This window comes from Sphingobium sp. B2D3C (genome assembly GCF_025961835.1).
Lineage (GTDB): Bacteria > Pseudomonadota > Alphaproteobacteria > Sphingomonadales > Sphingomonadaceae > Sphingobium.
The window spans coordinates 2,901,458-2,918,608 of record NZ_JAOQOK010000001.1 but is presented as its reverse complement, the minus strand read 5'-3'; the positions used below and the strand labels follow the sequence as shown (position 1 = coordinate 2,918,608).

Annotated in this window: 17 protein-coding genes; 9 read left to right on the top strand and 8 right to left on the bottom strand. The window is 66.7% G+C overall.

Going from position 1 to position 17,151, the window contains the following annotated elements:
• The first annotated feature begins 4 nt into the window (after positions 1 to 4).
• A complete protein-coding gene (pepF, locus tag M2339_RS13455; protein ID WP_264606390.1) occupies positions 5 to 1,870 on the top strand; it encodes an oligoendopeptidase F in 1,866 nt (621 codons plus the stop codon).
• A gap of 708 nt (positions 1,871 to 2,578) precedes the next feature.
• Here the strand turns inward: pepF and M2339_RS13450 are convergent.
• On the bottom strand, positions 2,579 to 2,788 hold the full coding sequence (locus M2339_RS13450) for a hypothetical protein (protein WP_264588250.1): 210 nt from the start codon (positions 2,786 to 2,788) through the stop codon (positions 2,579 to 2,581).
• A 10-nt stretch (positions 2,789 to 2,798) separates the two neighbouring features.
• A complete protein-coding gene (locus M2339_RS13445; protein ID WP_181560927.1) occupies positions 2,799 to 3,206 on the bottom strand; it encodes an EVE domain-containing protein in 408 nt (135 codons plus the stop codon).
• A 152-nt stretch (positions 3,207 to 3,358) separates the two neighbouring features.
• Between M2339_RS13445 and M2339_RS13440 the strand changes: the two genes are divergently transcribed.
• Positions 3,359 to 4,306 (top strand): isopenicillin N synthase family dioxygenase, encoded by a 948-nt coding sequence (locus M2339_RS13440; RefSeq protein WP_264588251.1) that lies wholly within the window; start codon positions 3,359 to 3,361, stop codon positions 4,304 to 4,306.
• Between the two features lie 167 nt (positions 4,307 to 4,473).
• Here M2339_RS13440 and M2339_RS13435 read toward each other — a convergent pair whose 3' ends face one another.
• On the bottom strand, positions 4,474 to 4,845 hold the full coding sequence (locus M2339_RS13435) for a dihydroneopterin aldolase (RefSeq protein ID WP_181560925.1): 372 nt from the start codon (positions 4,843 to 4,845) through the stop codon (positions 4,474 to 4,476).
• 165 nt (positions 4,846 to 5,010) lie between these two features.
• Here M2339_RS13435 and M2339_RS13430 point away from each other — a divergent pair, with 165 nt between their 5' ends.
• From M2339_RS13430 to M2339_RS13415, 4 genes are all read left to right on the top strand, one after another.
• Positions 5,011 to 5,556, top strand: a complete 546-nt coding sequence (locus M2339_RS13430; protein WP_264588252.1) for a GNAT family N-acetyltransferase — start codon at positions 5,011 to 5,013, stop codon at positions 5,554 to 5,556.
• Positions 5,557 to 5,639: 83 nt separating this feature from the next.
• Positions 5,640 to 6,206, top strand: a complete 567-nt coding sequence (locus tag M2339_RS13425; RefSeq protein ID WP_264606389.1) for a DUF1285 domain-containing protein — start codon at positions 5,640 to 5,642, stop codon at positions 6,204 to 6,206.
• The gene (locus M2339_RS13420; protein WP_264571538.1) at positions 6,203 to 6,802 is read left to right on the top strand and encodes a CoA pyrophosphatase; all 600 of its coding nucleotides are present in this window, start codon (positions 6,203 to 6,205) and stop codon (positions 6,800 to 6,802) included. The genes M2339_RS13425 and M2339_RS13420 overlap by 4 nt, the downstream gene beginning before the upstream one ends.
• On the top strand, positions 6,799 to 8,019 hold the full coding sequence (locus M2339_RS13415) for a CCA tRNA nucleotidyltransferase (protein ID WP_264588254.1): 1,221 nt from the start codon (positions 6,799 to 6,801) through the stop codon (positions 8,017 to 8,019). Before M2339_RS13420 ends, M2339_RS13415 begins: the two co-directional genes overlap by 4 nt.
• Here the strand turns inward: M2339_RS13415 and M2339_RS13410 are convergent.
• The 4 genes from M2339_RS13410 to M2339_RS13395 all read right to left on the bottom strand — a co-directional run bounded on the left by M2339_RS13410 (position 7,983) and on the right by M2339_RS13395 (position 14,135).
• Entirely contained in the window at positions 7,983 to 9,698 is a 1,716-nt protein-coding gene (locus M2339_RS13410) for a putative bifunctional diguanylate cyclase/phosphodiesterase (protein WP_264576906.1), read from the bottom strand. The two genes, M2339_RS13415 and M2339_RS13410, sit on opposite strands and share 37 nt — an antisense overlap.
• Before the next feature lie 205 nt (positions 9,699 to 9,903).
• Entirely contained in the window at positions 9,904 to 12,195 is a 2,292-nt protein-coding gene (parC, locus tag M2339_RS13405) for a DNA topoisomerase IV subunit A (protein WP_264588255.1), read from the bottom strand.
• A 41-nt stretch (positions 12,196 to 12,236) separates the two neighbouring features.
• A complete protein-coding gene (locus M2339_RS13400) occupies positions 12,237 to 12,722 on the bottom strand; it encodes a cyclodeaminase/cyclohydrolase family protein (protein WP_264583985.1) in 486 nt (161 codons plus the stop codon).
• A gap of 48 nt (positions 12,723 to 12,770) precedes the next feature.
• A complete protein-coding gene (locus M2339_RS13395; protein ID WP_264577840.1) occupies positions 12,771 to 14,135 on the bottom strand; it encodes an MFS transporter in 1,365 nt (454 codons plus the stop codon).
• A 176-nt stretch (positions 14,136 to 14,311) separates the two neighbouring features.
• Between M2339_RS13395 and hemB the strand changes: the two genes are divergently transcribed.
• The 3 genes from hemB to M2339_RS13380 are packed head-to-tail and all read left to right on the top strand — an operon-like array spanning position 14,312 to position 16,458.
• A complete protein-coding gene (gene hemB / locus M2339_RS13390) occupies positions 14,312 to 15,307 on the top strand; it encodes a porphobilinogen synthase (protein ID WP_264588421.1) in 996 nt (331 codons plus the stop codon).
• 21 nt (positions 15,308 to 15,328) lie between these two features.
• Positions 15,329 to 15,904: a GNAT family N-acetyltransferase gene (locus M2339_RS13385; RefSeq protein WP_264588256.1), complete on the top strand. Its 576-nt coding sequence runs from the start codon at positions 15,329 to 15,331 to the stop codon at positions 15,902 to 15,904.
• Positions 15,901 to 16,458 (top strand): gamma carbonic anhydrase family protein, encoded by a 558-nt coding sequence (locus M2339_RS13380; RefSeq protein ID WP_264588257.1) that lies wholly within the window; start codon positions 15,901 to 15,903, stop codon positions 16,456 to 16,458. The genes M2339_RS13385 and M2339_RS13380 overlap by 4 nt, the downstream gene beginning before the upstream one ends.
• On the opposite strand, the gene M2339_RS13375 is transcribed toward M2339_RS13380, so the two are convergent.
• Entirely contained in the window at positions 16,433 to 16,957 is a 525-nt protein-coding gene (locus M2339_RS13375) for a hypothetical protein (protein WP_264588258.1), read from the bottom strand. The genes M2339_RS13380 and M2339_RS13375 overlap by 26 nt on opposite strands.
• Between the last annotated feature and the right edge of the window lie 194 nt (positions 16,958 to 17,151).

The window sequence follows — 17,151 nt, the reverse complement described above, 5'->3', positions numbered from 1 at the left end:
CCGCATGACCGACCTTTCCCGCCGCGAAGCCGTGGCCGCCGCCGCCCTCGCCGGCCTCGCCGCGCTGGCGCCCGCTTCGCTTGCCGCGCAAACCGCCTCAAACCGCGATCTCACCTGGGATCTCAGCGCGCTTTATGCCGACGATGCCGCGTGGGACAGCGCCCGCCTTTCCGCGCTCGAGGCGGTCAAGGGCATGGCGGCCTATAAGGGGCGGCTTGGCGAAAGTGCCGAGACGCTCGCGGCGGCCTTCACCATGCAGTCCGACCTCTACCGGCAGATCCTGCGCGTCTATGTCTATGCCAGCCTGCGCGCCGACGAAGATGTGCGCGTCTCTGCGAACCAGGAGAAGCAGGGGCAGGCGGTTGACCTGTTCACCGCGTTCAGCGAGGCCAGCGCCTGGATCGCGCCGGAAGTGCTGAGCATTGGCGAGGCGAAGATCAAGCAGTTCATCGCCGCGAATGCCGTGTTGCGCGATCGGTTCGATCATGCGCTGGCCGACATGCTGCGTCGCGCGCCGCATACCCTCTCGCCGGAAGGCGAAGGGCTGCTGGCGAGCGCAACATCCGTGCTCTCGGCGCCCGGCGACATTTCGGACCAGTTGCGCAGCTCGGACATCCTCTGGCCCAGCATCACCCTGTCCACCGGCGAAAAAGTGAAGCTCGACAATCAGGGCTATACCGTCCACCGCGCAGCGCCCGAGCGGGCGGATCGCAAGGCGGTGTTCGATGCCTTCTGGAAGACCTACGGGGAGTTCCGCAACAGCTTCGGTGCGACCTATCTGGCGCAGGTCCGCGGCAATATCTTCGATGCCAAGGCGCGCAAATATCCCACCGCGCTGGCGTCGGCCCTCGCCGGATCGAATGTGCCGGAGGGCGTCTATCGCACCCTGGTGGCGGAGACCAACAAGGGCCTGCCCCAGCTTCACCGCTATTTCGAGCTGCGCCGCCGGATGCTCAAGCTGCCGGACCTCTATTATTACGATATCTACCCGCCGCTGGTGGAAACGGGGCGCCGCTTTTCGCTCGATGAGATGCGGCGACTGACGCTCGCGGCGGTGCAGCCGCTGGGGCGCGATTATGCCGCCTCCCTCTCACGCGCGACGGCCGCGCGGTGGATGGACCCGTGGCCACGGACCGGCAAGCGGCCGGGCGCCTATATGCAGTCCAGCGCCTATGATGTGCATCCCTATCTGCTGCTCAACCTGAGCGACGAATATGAGAGCCTGAGCACCTATGCGCATGAGTGGGGCCATGCCATGCACAGTCTGCTCGCCAATGCCGCGCAGCCCTTTGAGAAAGCGGATTATCCGATCTTCACCGCCGAGATCGCCTCGACGCTGAACGAGCTGCTGCTGCTCGATTATATGGAGTCGCAGGCCAAGACGCGCGAGGAGAAGCTCTTCTATCTCGGCCAGCGGATGGAGAATATTCGCGGCACCTTCTTCCGCCAGACGATGTTCGCCGAGTTCGAACTGGTGGCGCATGACCGGGCCGAGGCGGGCGATGGTCTGTCGGGTGGCGCCTTCACCACGCTCTACACCGATCTGCTGGCGCGCTACCATGGGCCGAAGGTCGGCATGGAGCCGGCCTATGGCAATGAATGGGCCTATATTCCGCACTTCTACAACAGCTTCTACGTCTACCAATATGCCACCTGCTTCTCCGCCGCCGTCTATTTCGCCGGTGAAATCAAGCGCCGCGGGGCGAAGGCGCGGGATAATTATCTGGCCGTGCTCAAGGCCGGCGGCTCGGATTATCCGGTCGAGATCCTCAAGCGGGCGGGGCTGAACATGGCGGGGCCGGAGCCCTATCGTGCCGTCGTCCAGCTCCTGTCGGATACGCTGGATGAGGCCGAGGCGCTGATGGCCTGAGCCAAGGCCGGCGCGCGGGGTCTTCACCGCACGCGACTCATGAAAATGGGGGCCGGCATCGCTACCGGCCCCCACGATGCCATCGCCTTCCAGCCCGTCTCCGGGACATCCGGCGTCTGGCACGACGCTCTCGACCGTGAGATCGTGCGCCTCACGTCCTGTTCCTTGCGGAAGTCCGACGTGCTGATCCGGCTGCGGCAGGCCGCCTTCGGATCGACCGCGCGAGGCTCGCCCGAAGGGCAAGCCGTGCCGGCCTTTGCGGATGCGGGATCATGCCTAGACGGCAGAGCCTGCATCCTTCCCGCTGCCTCGCGATCCTGTTCCCGGGGGAAGCGTGATCCTGCGGTTGGCGGCGGGCCGAACCAATCCGCCGAGCACGTTGCCGCGCGGAGGTCTTGGTCCGTAAGATCGACTCAACATCCTGATTTAACAGAACATTTCTGTCTCTCTATGGCTTGATGGTCTCACGAGAATCGAGTCGTGCAAAGCATTATCCGCCGCTGCAATGCGGGGAGCGAGATCAAAACTGTGGATGAGTGTGGATAAGTCCGGGGATAATCCGCGCCGGACCGATCATTGTTCTGCGCTGTAGGGAAGCGGCCGCAGATTCGCCAGCAAAAAGGCGCACAAAAAAGGCGACGCCTTGCAGCGTCGCCTTTTTGATTTGCAGCAGAGCGACCTCAGTGGGTCGCGCCGTGCCTCATCTGCTTACAGGCCGCCGAACGGAACGCTCATGGCAGCGGCAGAGATGTAGGCAGCAAAAATCTTCTTGAGAATGGTCATGTCGTGGCTCCCGGAATTGATCGGGCGCAGCGCCCGGGTCTCTGGAGGCCATTTGTGTTGCAACGCAGCAAAGTTCAATTGCAAAGGCCGGGCGATGGATGCAAAAACTGCAATCGTTGTGGCCTGCGCATTCAATCGGAAATGCTTATTGCTCCGATAAATCAACGATTCTCTGGAATTCCTCGTCGCTCACTGACGACACGGACAGGCGCGATTGTCGCACCAAAGCCATGTTCGCAAATGCAGGATCGGCCTTGATCTGCTTGAGCGTGACCGGCTTGGCGAGTTTGCGCACTGGCGCGACTTCCACCGCGAACCACTTGCCGGTTTCGTCCGTGCTGTCCTGCTCGGCCCCGCGCACGATCTCCATGATGCCGACGCATTCGACGCCGATATTGCTGTGATAGAACAGCGCCTGGTCACCGACCTCCATGGCCTTCATGTTCAGCTTGGCGGCATGGTTGCGCACCCCGTCCCACTCGGCGCGGCCCTTCTCGACCAGATCGTCCCAGGAGAACACATCGGGCTCCGATTTCATCAGCCAGTAGCGCATGGGCGATCGATCCTCCTTTGCCAGCCTGCCCGGGCGCCATTCCATGCCGGTCTGCGGGGTGCAAGGCCTTTGCTGTCACCAAGCCCCGGCGTGACAGCCCCGCCGCGAACGCCTAGTCAGGCATCATCATTTCACGTTCGAGTGAGACCGTCATGACGTCATCCGATCCGCTGGGGCATGTCCCCACTCTCTCGCTCGCGCGCCTCTCGCCGCAGGATTTCGCCGATGCGATCGGCAGCAGCTTCCGCGAATATGGCTTCGCCATCGTCACCGATCATGGGATGGACCCGGACCTCGTGGCGCGGGGCTGGGCGCTGGCAAAGGCGTTCTTCGCGCTGCCCGATCCGGTCAAGCGCACCTATCTCGTGCCCGGCGGCGCGGGACAGCGCGGGTACACGGCGTTCGGGACAGAGGTCGCCAAGGGCGCCAGCGAGAACGACCTCAAGGAATTCTGGCATGTCGGCCGCGCCCTGCCGGCCGGTCATCCCCTCGCCGCCGATATGCCGCCCAACATCTGGCCGGACGAGATCGCGGGGTTCGAGGAGACTTTTACAGCGCTGTTCGCGGCGTTCGATGCCGTGGGCGCGCGCATCCTCTCCGGCGTCGCGCGCCATCTCGGCCTGGCGCCCGACTGGTTCGACGCCAAGATCGACGAGGGCAATTCCATCCTGCGGCTGCTGCATTATCCGCCCGTCTCCGCGCAGGCGCCGGGCATTCGCGCCGGCGCGCACGAGGACATCAACCTCATCACCCTGCTGCTCGGCGCCGAGGAAGGCGGGCTGCAGCTGCTGACGCGCGAGGGTGAGTGGATTCCGGCCACACCGCCCGCTGGCGCGCTGGTCATCAATGTCGGCGATATGCTGCAGCGGCTGACCAATCATGTGCTGCCCTCGACCAGCCACCGCGTCGTCAATCCGCCGCCCGAGCGCCGGCACATCCCGCGCTATTCCATGCCTTTCTTCCTGCATCTGGAGCCGGACGTGATGATCGAGGCGCTGCCGCAATGCGTGAGCGCGGAAAATCCGCTGCGTGAACCGCCGATCAGCGCGCATGACTATCTGCACGAGCGGCTGCGCGAGATTGGGCTGAAGAAGGGTTAGGTTTTCACCAAGCACATCCCGTTCGTGTCGAGCCCTTCGACTGCCCGCAGGGCGGGCGCTCAGGATAAACTTCAGCTGCAAGCTGAAGTCGAGACACGCGAGCGCTGTTCTAACGTGTCTCGACTTCGCTCGACACGAACGGGCGGAGGAATGTGGGTCTGCGAACCCTATTTCCGCCAGCGGGAGAGGGTGATGCCGATCTTCTCGTTCCGCTCGGAGAGGGCCAGCTTGACGATCTTCACCGTCACGTGGCGCGCCTTGCGGTCCTGCAGGAAGATGGTGTCGATGATGTGATCGGCCACGGCCTCGACCAGCATGAAGTGCTGGCCGCGCGTGATCGCCGTGGTCGCCGCATGCTTGAGGTCCATATAGTTTTTGGACGTGCTGAGCGGCGTATTCGGCTCGTAATGGCTGCGATGCTCGAGCAGGGCGCGAATGCTGATTCGCAGCGGCTGCGGCAGATGGGTTTCCTCGGAATAGATGCCGGTCAGCACATCCACCTCAAGATCCTCAATCTCGAGCAGCAGCATGTCATCCATGGGATTCACGCCGTTTGCCGGATTGGCGCTGTGCCCTCCCGTTCCTGGCATTCCCGCCTCGCGTCCCGCCATCATAGCCTCGAATAACCCTTTTCATTTGGGCGTGAAGCGCTAAAGGCCGCCGCCTCGGGCGCTATTGCCCGCTTGGAAGGCGGACGGCAAGCGGTGACACGGATCGGCGAGCTGGCAGGAACCGGAGACGCGGCCATCACCGCGTTGCTCGATGCGGCATTTGGTCCGGCGCGCCACGGCCGCACGGCCTATCGCATCCGCCTGGGCATGGCCTGGTTCACGGACCTCTCCTTCGCCGCCTTCGATTCGGACGGGCAATTGATCGGCACGCTGCAAAGCTGGCCGGTGGCGCTGCACGGCCCGGACGGTCGCGAGACACCCCTGATCATGGTCGGGCCGGTCGCGGTAGTCCCAGCGATGCAGCGCCATGGCACCGGCCGTGCGCTGATGGACCGGCTGATCGAAACCGTCGATCTGCATCCGGGCGATCCGCTGGTGATGATCGGCGATCCTGAATATTATGGCCGCTTCTGGGGCTTTACGGCCGATGCAACGGGGGATTGGGCGGTGCCCGGTCCGGTCGAGCGGCACCGCTTGCTGACCCGCGCGGCGCCCGGCATGGTGCTGCCCTCCGCTGGCAGTCTTGGCCCGCGCGGCACGGCCCTGGTGGCGGGGGCGACGGCCACGCCGGCGGTCTGAGCGCGCTGATCGCGGCGGACGCCGTGTGGTACGGGTGCGAGACGCCCTTTGCCAAGCCGGCTGGCCTTGCCTATCTGCAGCGCATGGTTGCGCCTCTCGATCCCGGTTCCGATCTGCCCATTGCCGGCGTCCCGCAGGATGCCGATCCGGCGCGCCCCTATCCGGTCATGGACTGGTCGCCCACGCGCTGCGGGCACAGCGCCATGCGAATCGATGCGCAGGGCCGCTGGTTTCATGAGGAGCGCGAGATCCGCCGCCCCGAACTGGTGAGCCTGTTCGCGCGCTTGCTGCGGCGCGAGCCGGACGGGCGGCATGTGCTGGTGACCCCGGTCGAGATGCTCGACATCGAGGTCGAGGACGCGCCTTTGTTCGCGGTGGAAGTGGCGAGCGACGGGGAAGGGCAGGCGCGCACGCTGCGGTTTCGCATTGGAGCGACCGGGCAGTGGATCACGGCGGACGGCGCCCATCCGCTGGGGATGGAAGAGAATGCGGCTGGGCTGCGTCCCGCGCTCGGGCTGGAGGCTGGCCTGCGCGCGCGGCTGATCCGCCCGGTCTATTATGCGCTGGCCGATCTTGCCATCGCGGAGGGGCTCGATCCTCTGGGCCTGTGGAGCGGCGGCGTCTTTCACGCGCTGGAGACGACGGCATGAGCTGGCGGGACCGGCTGACCGCCTCTTTGCGGCCGGAATTCGACTCGGCGCATACCCATGATTTCTTCCTGTATCGCAACCGGCCCGAGCCGGCGGGGCCGTTCACGCCGGCAGCGGTGCTGATCGCCGTAACCGACCGCCCCGATCCGGGCATGATATTCACCCTGCGCCACGCAGGGCTGCGCGCCCATGCCGGGCAGGTCGCCTTCCCTGGTGGCCGGCTGGACCCGGGTGATCGCGACGCGGTGGAAGCGGCGCTGCGCGAGGCGCATGAGGAAATCGCGCTGCCGCCCGAAGCGGTGGAGGTGATGGGCCGATCGGATCGCTTCCGCACCGGCACGGGGTTCGAGATCGAGCCGATTGTCGGCATCGTCCCGCCCGATCTGGCATTGCGGCCGTCCGAGGCGGAGGTTGACGCCATCTTCGAGGTGCCGCTCGATTTCCTGCTCGATCCCGCCAACCGCGCCTTGCGCACCGTGGATTGGGAAGGCGGCACCCGCAGCTATTACGAGTTTCTGTGGCAGGAGCACCGCATCTGGGGCGTGACGGCAGCGATGCTGGTCAACCTTGCCCGGCGCATCGAGGCGGCCGCATGAGCGCGCCCCTCCCCGAGCGGCTCCCCGATGCCGAATGGCGGGCCTGGCCGGGCCTGCTGGCGCTCTGCGAGGCGCTGGGCGCAGACCAAGGCGAAGCCCGCTTCGTCGGCGGCGCGGTGCGGGACGCGCTGCTGGGCATCGCGGTCAAGGATATCGACATCGCGACCGTCCATCTGCCGGAGGAGGTGGTCCGCCGGGTGAAGGCCGCTGGCCTGCGCGCCGTGCCGACCGGCATTGCGCATGGCACGATCACTGCCATTCTCGATCATCGCCCGATTGAGATCACCACATTGCGCCGGGATGTTTCCACCGACGGGCGCCGGGCCACGGTCGCCTTCGGCACGGATTGGCGAGATGACGCGGCCCGCCGCGACTTCACGATGAACGCGCTTTATGCCGATCCCGCCAGTGGCGCCTTGTCCGATTATTTCGACGGGCGCGCCGATCTGCTGGCTCGCCGCGTGCGCTTCATCGGCGATCCCCATCAGCGCATCGCCGAGGATCATCTGCGCATCCTGCGCTATTTCCGCTTTACGGCCCGGTTCGGCACGCTGGATCGTGACACGCCGGATTATCGCGCCTGCGTGGCGCACGCGACCAGCCTCATGGCGCTTTCACGGGAGCGCGTCGCGGACGAGATGCTCAAGCTGCTCGGTCTGCCCGACCCGGCGGACGTGATCGCGGCGATGGTGGGCGATGCAGTGCTGGCGTCCGTGATGCCGGAGATCGATGCCCACGGCGTTGCCGCCTTGCGCGCGCTGATCGCCGCCGAGCAGGCGACGGGCATCGCGCCCGCAGGCTTGCGCCGGCTGGCGGCGCTGCTGCCGCCCGATGGCGCGCTGGCCGATCAGGTCGGTGCACGGCTGCGCCTCTCCAACAAGGCGCGGCAGCGTTTGCGCGCGGCGGCTACCCCGACCTCGGCGGCCACTCCACAGGCACTGGCCTATGCCCTGGGCGAGGACAGCGCGGTCGATCAGCTGCTGCTGGGCCGGGCCTTTTCGCCCGACTGCGCGCCCGCGCTGATCGGCTGGCAGGCGCCGCGCCTGCCGCTTTCGGGAGGCGATCTGATTGCGATGGGGCTGACGGCTGGCCCGCTGGTGGCGCGGACACTGCAGGCGCTGGAGAGAGCGTGGATCGACCGGGGCTTTCCCGCGCCGGACGAGACGCGCGAGATGGCGCGTCAGATGGTCGGGGCGGCGCTGCGCTCCAGCCAGTAGTGGAAGGCCTCCTGCGGCGGCAGGGGGCGCGCGAAATGATAGCCCTGACCGAAATGGCAGCCGAGCTTGCGCAGGGCATCGGCCATGTCCGGCGTCTCGATGCCCTCCGCGGTGGTTTCCATGCCGAGCGCGCCTGCAAGGCTGACGATGGCGCGCACGATGGCGATCTTGTCGGCGTCGCCGATCATGTCCGTCACGAAGCTGCGGTCGATCTTGAGCACGTCGATGGGGAGCGACTGGAGGCTGGCGAGGTTGGAAAAGCCGGTGCCGAAATCGTCCATCGCCACCGTGACGTCCATCGCCTGCAGCGCCCCCAGCAATTGCCGGGTCTTGTCCGGGTCGGCGATGAGCGCGCTTTCGGTCAGCTCGATGATCAGGCGGTTGCCGGCAATGCCGGCATAGCGCAGCGCTTCTTCCACCGCGCGGGGCACATTGTCGCGCACCATCTGCACCGGTGAGAGGTTGACGTTCATGGTGATCGGCAGGGTTTCCCCGAACCGCCTGTCCCAATCCGCGAGGGTCTGCACGCACTCGCACATTGCCCAGCGCCCCAGCGGCACGATCAGCCCCGATTCCTCGGCGACCGGAATGAACTCATTGGGGGAGACCTGCCCCAGCACCGAATCTTCCCAGCGGGTGAGCGCCTCGAAGCCCTTCACCGCGCCGGTCTGCAGGTTGATGAGCGGCTGGAACACCATGGTCAGCTCGCCATTGTCGATCGCCTCGCGCAGGCGGTTCTCCAGCGTGAAGCGCTTGAGCGCCTCGCGGAGCACATTGGCCCGGTAGACTTCCAGCGCGCCGGACTTCTTGGCGCGCTTCACCGCCGCCTGCGCCTGCCGGAGCAGCCGCTCGATATCGTCGCTGTCTTCCTGCGCCAGCGCGCAGCCCAGCGCGACCTCGACGTTGATGAGATAGGTGGAGAGGCGGATGGGTGCCTCGAACGCCTTGCGCACGCGCTCGGCGATCTGGAGCACTTCGGACAGGCCGTGGCCGACATGGGCGAAGATGGCGAACTCGTTGCCGCCGATTCGGGCCAGCACGTCCCCTGCGCGCAGCACGGATTTGACGCGGCGCGCGACGGTGATGATCAGCTCGTCGCCCGCCATGGCGCCCAGCGATTCGTTGATGCGGCTGAATCGCACGAGATCGAAGCCGATGATCGCATAGGTCGCCTTGCTGGCGGCCGGGCGGCCGTTTTCGGCGAGGCCTTCGATCTGCTCCACAAAGCCGATACGGTTGGGCAGCGAGGTCAGGCTGTCCGTCATCAGCTCCTTGCGCAATGTGCTTTCCGCATTGCGCTCGCTGGTGCGGTCCGTGGCGGTGAAGAGCACCAGCCGGGCGGGCTGCGCATCGTCTTCCTCCACCCAGGTCAGCGAGCAGCTGTAGGCGCGCAGCCCGAGCCGGTCATGAAATTCCAGCTCGAAGCGGTCGGAGCGGCGCTGCGAATCGAACATCGCCTGCGCGCGGTGCCGCCAGTTGCGCTGCCTGCGTTGGCTGTCCTCGCAGTCGAGCAATTCGTTGGCGGCCTGATCCTCGACGAAGCTGAAAAACTCCGCATTGCCGACCAGAACGTGCAGGCCTGATGGCGATTGGGTCAACAGTGCAGCCGGGTAGGGCAGCGCCTTGAGGAAGGCGGTATAGCCGCGCAGGTCGTCGACCGCCGGCAAGGGCGCTGTCATGGAGGCGTCAAAGGGCGCAGGCCGCGGGCGTGCCGCTGCCTCTACATGCTCCGTCTCGCGTTTCGCGCTTGCCGTCATGGATCGCCGGGTTAACGGCCCATGGTAAATTAAGGCTGAAAGTCTGGCGCAAGCCCCTATTTTTGTTGATGCTGCAACAGTCCCCCTCGTCCCGTGACGGGAAAAGGAGGATTTGTGCGCTGAGGGGTCAGTCGAATCGGTTGTCGCGGGGGAAGCCGTTGGGCGGCATTCGCCCGGCAGCGCCGCGGGCTGCGCGCCAGGAGAGCAGGTCGGTTTCGGTGCGGGTCCGGCCGCTGTCCCCGCCCATCGTCCAGGAGAGGCCCTGCGCCAGCGTAAGCGTCATCGCGTCGGAGAGGCCGCCATCCTTGTAGCGCTGCAGAGTGACGCCCTGTCCGCGCGCCATTTCCGGCAGTTCGGCGAGCGAGAAGATGACCAGCTTGCGATTCTCGCCGATGACAGCGACCGAATCGGCCCCCGGTGCCACCGGCCGCACCACCTTGAGCTGCGCGCCGGCCTTGAGGTTCACTACTTGCCGGCCCTTGCGGGTCTCGGCGATGATCTCGCTCATCGCCGCGATAAAGCCGCGCCCGTCGCTGGCGGCGAGCAGCAGTTTGCCGTCCGCCTTGGCCGGCAACAGCGCGACGATGTCGGTCTCATTGGCCAGATCGATCATCAGCCGCACCGGCTCGCCAAAGCCGCGCCCGCCCGGCAGCTTGTCAGCGCCCAGCGTGTAGAAGCGCCCGTCCGATCCGGCGAGCAGCAGCTTGTCCGTGGTCTGCGCGTGGAAGGCATAGGCCGGGCCATCGCCTTCCTTGAACTTGAGCGCATCGGTCGCGGTGAGGTCGGCATGGCCCTTCATCGCGCGAATCCATCCGCGCTGGGACATGATGACGGTGATCGGCTCGCGCTCGATCATCGCCTCGAGCGGAATTTCGCGCGCCGGCCCGGCCTGCTCGAGCCCGGTTCGCCGTGCGCCGATGCCCTTTTCCGGCGTGTAGCGCTTGCGCAGATCGGCGAGGTCGCGCTTGAGGCGGGTGCGCTGGCGGGCGGGCGATTCGACGAGCTTGTGCAGATCCTCGCGTTCGGCGGCGAGGTCGTCGCGCTCGCGCCGCAGCTCCATTTCCTCCAGCTTGCGCAAAGAGCGCAGCCGCATGTTGAGGATCGCCTCGGCCTGCCGGTCGGTCAGCTGGAACTCCGCCATCATCACCGGCTTGGGCTCATCCTCGCTGCGGATGATCTCGATCACCCGGTCGAGGTTGAGATAGGCGATGATATAGCCGTCGAGCAGTTCCAGCCGGTTGTCGATCTGTTCGATGCGGTGCCGGGCGCGGCGGACCAGCACCTCGATCTGGTGCTTGAGCCATTCGGTCAGCAGATCGCGCAGGCCCATCACGCGGGGCGTGTGGCTGGCATCCAGCACGTTCATGTTGAGCGGGAAGCGGCTCTCCAGATCGGTCAGGCGGAACAGGCTGTCCATCAGCACGTCCTGATCCACCGTGCGGGCGCGGGGCTCCAGCACGATGCGCAGAACCTCGTCCGACTCGTCGCGCACGTCGGCGAGGATCGGCAGCTTCTTGTCGGCGATGAGCTGGGCGATCTGCTCGATCAGCTTGCCCTTGGCGACGCCATAGGGAATCTCGTCGATCACCGCGATCCAGGTGCCGCGCCCTTCATCCTCGCGGTGCCAGCGGGCGCGCAGGCGCATGCTGCCCCGGCCGGTCGCATAGGCGTCCGAGATCACCGAGGGCGGATCGACCAGCACGCCGCCGGTCGGGAAATCCGGCCCTCTCATATACTGCATGAGCTGGGCATGCTCGGCCTCCGGCTGGTCGATCAGCAGCGTGGCCGCGTCGATCACCTCAGCGACATTGTGCGGCGGAATGCTGGTCGCCATGCCGACGGCGATGCCGCTGGCGCCATTGGCGAGCAGATTGGGGAACAGGCCGGGGAAGACCTCGGGCTCTTCCTCCTCGCCATTATAGGTCGGGCGGAAATCGACGGTGCCATGGTCGAGGCCGGCCATCAGATCGGCAGCGGCCTGCGTCAGCCGCGCCTCGGTGTACCGCATGGCGGCGGCGTTATCGCCATCGATATTGCCGAAATTGCCCTGCCCGTCGACCAGCGGGGTGCGCAGGGAGAAGTCCTGCGCCAGCCGGACCATCGCATCATAGACCGAGGCGTCGCCATGCGGGTGATATTTGCCGATGACGTCGCCCACGACGCGGGCGCATTTCTTGTAGCTGGTGGTGTTGCGCTCGGGATTGGCCACCAGAATATCCGGCGCCGGCCCGCTCGGTTCGAGCCGCAAGAGGCGCATTGCCCACAGCAGGCGGCGGTGGACCGGCTTCAAGCCGTCGCGCAGATCGGGCAGCGAGCGCGCGGTGATCGTGGAGAGCGCGTAGACCAGATATCGCTCGGACAGCGCGGAATCGAAGGGGTGGTCCTTGATGCTGTCCAGCGGATCGCGAAAATCTGTCATGCCGAGCGATTAGCAAGCGCAGCGGCGCTTGGGTAGGGGAGCTATGCGCCTTCGGTTGCGTCGCCTGCATTCTCCGAGCCATTGGCCTCCATGATCGCGGAGGCGGCGTCGGCCAATCGGCGAGCGGCGAGGATGTCGTTGGCCATGTTGGCGCGCAGCAGGGGCGCCAGTCGCTCGGCTTCCGACATGAGTTGCGCGCAGAGCCAGGTGAAGCGGTCGGCCAGCGCCACGAGATCGTCCGCCGCCTGCGCTTTCTCGCCATCCGGGCGGGCGCGGACGAGGCGTGGAAAACCGACGGCGTCCGCCTTGGCAGCGGCCAGCGCGCGATCCTGGAGGGCGCACAGCCGCGCCGCCGAATCGTGCAGGGCGGGGTCGACTGGGGGATGGTGGAGGCTCACCGCGATCGCCTTGCGCAGGCAGGCAATGCCCATCGCCAGCGCACAGGCTGCAGCCGTGCCGGAGCCGGACGAGAGGTCGCCCGAGGCGATCTCCTCCAGAACATCCTCAAATGGTGCGCGCGCCAGCATGCGCCTTAAGCGGACCTGCGCAGATTAGGTTCCCGTGGCTTGATCCGCTCAGGCTGGCAGCGGGACGGGGCGCCCGGCGGGCGGCATATGCTGGTCGACAATGAAGGAGGCTGCCGAGACGAGAATGGCGCCGACTGCCAGCACCGCGAAGAAGGGGATGACGCTGCCATTGCCCAGTTCCAGCAGCGCGCCGCCGAACGCACTGGCCGACACCGCGCCGACCCGGCTCATGAAGATACCGAAGCCGATTCCCGACGAGCGGCAGGAGGGCGGATAGCCATGGGTCATGATGACATACATGGTCGCGATGCCGCCGCTGAAGGCCGCCGCCGAGGCGCCGATCAGGCTGACCACGATCAGCCGCTCGGTCTCGGTCGGCACCGGGGAGAGCGTCTCGACGAAAAAGCCGAGCGTGACGATGCAGAGGAACAGCGCGATGCTGATGCCGCTCATCACCGTGCGGGTGCCCAGCCGCCGGCTGAGGAAGCCGGCGGCAATCGCCGCGACCATGGAGGTGATGCCCGCCACCGAGACGGCATTGCCCGCCTGCGGCAGGGTGAAGCCGGCGGCGGTCAGGAATGTGGTGGACCAGTTGAGGATGCCATAGGCGACGAGGGCGCAGGCGGTGAAGGAGGTGCAGACGCCGATGTTCATCCGCAGATTGCTGCGGTGGAGCACGCCGATGGCGACGCCGGCGCCATCATCCGCGCGATGGCGCTCCGGCATGAGGTCGATGTCTTCATCCAGCACGCGGCGGGCAACGGCCTGCGCCTCCGCCTTGCGGCCGCGCGCGATGAGGAAGGAGGGGCTGTCGCGCAGCACGGCGATAATCAGCACGATGAGGAAGAGCGTCGCGATGCCGAAGACCATGAAGGTCCAGCGCCAGCTATAAAGGTCCGACAGGGCCGGGGCGACCCAGCCGACGACGGCGCCGCCAATCGGGGTGCCGACCGAGAGCGAGCTGACCGTGATCGGCCGCAGCCGGTCCGGCAGCCACTCGCTCGCCATGGTCAGCGCGTTGGAATAGGCCGCGCCAAAGCCGATGCCGCTGACCAGCCGCCACAGGGCCATGCTGGTCACGCTGCCGGCCTGGCCCGCCGCGATGGTGCCGAGGCCGAAGATGATCGCGGCGAAGGCGAGGGCGTAGCGCCGGCCGATCCTGTCGCCCAGCATCCCGCCCAGCCAGCCGCCAAGGCCGAAGCCGATCAGCGCCGCGCTCATCGCAATGCCGAATGTGCCGCGATCCACGCCGAAGTCAGCGATCACCAGGGGCGCGACGATGCCGAGCAGCTGCATGTCGATGCCATCGCTGACGAGGATGAGCAGGCAGATGCCGACCGTTATCCACTGGAACCTGCGCACGGGCCTGCTGGCCAGCGCGGCGCTGAATGTGGTGGCGGCGGTGGATGCCATGCCTGCCTCTCCCCTCGGATCTGTTGTTGGCCGGATATCGGCCGTTTGCGACGGCGTAACGGATTGAATATCATTTGTCGAAGGAATGAACGTGGATGGGCGCGCCCCGCCGTCTCTCAGGGGCGGGCGGCGCCGCAGCCATTGATCGGGGCGCGCGAGAGGCCTATCCCGCCGGCATGACGCACGCTGCCTATCCCGAGCTTCGCCTTCGCCGTACCCGCGCTGCCGCCTGGAGCCGCCGGCTTCATGCCGAGCATCGCCTGACGCCGGCCGATTTCATCTGGCCGCTGTTCATCACGGCGGGTCGTGGGGTCGAGGAGCCGGTCGGCTCGTTGCCGGGCGTCTCGCGCTGGTCGGTCGATCTCGCCGTGGCGCGCGCGCGGGAGGCTGCGGCGGCGGGCATTCCCTGCCTCGCGCTGTTCCCCAACACCCCGCGTGACTTGCGCAGCGACGATGGCGCGGAGGCGCTCAACCCGGACAATCTGATGTGCGAGGCGATCCGCGCGATCAAGGATGCCGTCCCGGAGATCGGCCTGCTGACCGACGTGGCGCTCGACCCCTATACCGCGCACGGCCAGGACGGGCTGCTCGATGAAGCCGGCTATGTCGTGAACGATGCTACGGTGGAGATGCTGATCGGCCAGGCGCTCAATCAGGCCGCCGCCGGCGCGGACATCATCGCGCCGAGCGACATGATGGACGGGCGCATCGGCGCGATTCGCGAGGCGCTGGAGGCCGATGGCCACGCCAATGTGCAGATCATGGCCTATGCCGCCAAATATGCGAGCGCCTTCTACGGCCCGTTCCGCGATGCGGTCGGCTCGGGCGGGCTGCTCAAGGGCGACAAGAAGAGCTACCAGATGGACCCGGCCAATGGCGCCGAGGCGCTGCGCGAAGTGGCGATGGACATTGCCGAGGGCGCGGACAGCGTGATGGTGAAGCCCGGCCTGCCCTATCTCGATATCGTCGCGCGGGTGAAGGATACCTTCAACATCCCGGTCTTCGCCTATCAGGTGAGCGGCGAATATGCGATGATCGAGGCTGCCGTGACCGTCGGCGCGGGCGAGCGCGACGCGCTGGTGATGGAAACGCTGATGAGCTTCAAGCGGGCCGGCTGCACGGGCGTGCTGACCTATCACGCGCTGCATGCCGCCCGGCTGCTGGGCGGCTGAGCGGGCCAGTGAGGGAGCGCCATGGCCAGAATGATCGCTGAAACCGAGCGGCTGATCCTGCGGACCGAGCGGCCGGGCGATCAGCAGGTCTGGCTTGCCCACATGAACACGCCGGAAGTGCGGGCCTATCTGGGCGGCCCCAGACCGGCGGAGGCCATTGCGGACAATTTCGCGCGGATCGCGGCCGATTGGGAGACCAAGGGCATCTCGCTGGCGATGATCGAGCGCAAGGCCGACGGGTTGCTGCTCGGCGATTGCGGGCTTGGCGTCATCGATTCGCCGGAAGCCCCGGCCGCGCTGGCCGGGCAGTGGGAGATCGGCTGGATCATCCGGCACGATTGCTGGCGCAAGGGCTATGCGCAGGAGGCTGCGCGGGCGATGTTGGCGCGGGCGTTCGGGCCGTGGGATCTGCCGGCGGTCTTCGCGCAGACCTCGCTCAGCAATCCGCCCTCCTGGGGCCTGATGGAGAAACTCGGCATGCGGCGTCGTGCCGATCTGGACTATGGTGACAGCCGTTATCCCGCTGCCGACAATCCCACGATCATCTATGAGATGCGGCGCGCGGACTGGACGGCGCTGAGCGAGGACAAGTCATGACCCGGCCTCTTATTCTTCCCTTCAACGGCAAGACGCCGAAGATTCACGAAACCGCCTTCGTGGCGCCGGGCTGCGTCATTATCGGCGACGTCGAGATCGGCCCGCAGGCCAGCGTTTGGTATAATTGCGTGCTGCGGGCGGACATCAACGCCATTCGCGTGGGCACGCGCTCGAACATTCAGGATGGCAGCACTGTCCATGTCGAGAGCGATTTCGGCGATGGCGGGCATCCGGCGATCATCGGCGACGATGTGCTGATTGGGCATATGGCAATCATCCATGGCTGCACGCTGGAGAACCGCGCTTTCGTCGGCATGGGGGCCATCGTGATGGACGGCTGCGTGGTCGAGGGGGATGCGATGCTCGCGGCGGGCGCGATGCTCACGCCCGGCAAGCGCATGCCCTCAGGCCAGCTGTGGAGCGGGCGACCGGCCAAATATATGCGTGAGTTGGGCGAGGCCGACCTGCACGGGATGCGGCGCGGCGTGGAGGCCTATGTCGAGGAGGCGGCGCTGCACACCGCAGCGCTCAAGGCTGCGGAAGCTGGCGCCTGAGGGCGTCGAGCGCATCATTCTGCGCGTCGACCATTGCCAGCACGCGCACCCGGGCCGGATCGATGACGGCGAGGTCTGCGGCGACGCGGGCGGCATCCTCCGCGTCCTGCCGCTCAACAAACAGCGTATCGAGCGCGGCGAGCGCGGCGACGCTTTCATAACGGGCACTGTCGAGCGCGCTGATTGCCGTCTGCGCGGTCACCCAGGATTCGCTGTTCGGCGCCGCGCCTGCGCCTGCCGCCACGCTGGCACGACTGCCGGCGAGCAGGCTCTGAAAGGCCGTGTCGGCGCTGCCCGCATCGCGGGTGAAGCGATCCACCTGCGTGGCGAGCGCCGGGTCCGTCGCGGCGGGCTTGATCGCCGGGGCCGGCGGCACCGTGCGATCGCGGCTTTCCACCGGACGCTTAGCGAGCGACGGGAAGGTGCGCGGGTCGGCCTGCGCGTTGACGGCGGAGCCCAGAATCATCAGGGCGAAAAAGGCGGTGAGTCGGCGCAGCATGATGCCTTTCATTTAGGGTGGCGGGAGAAGCGCTTCAACCATGGCGCGCAGGCGGTGCCCGTTGCAGGTTTGACGGCGCGGCGCGTGAGGTTGCGCGGCGAAAATCCGAGTCTTTCCGTTGACAGGTCCGGCGACCCTCACTAAGGGGCCACATTCCCGCGCGGACAGCTCCAAATGGCTGTGCCATGCCGTTC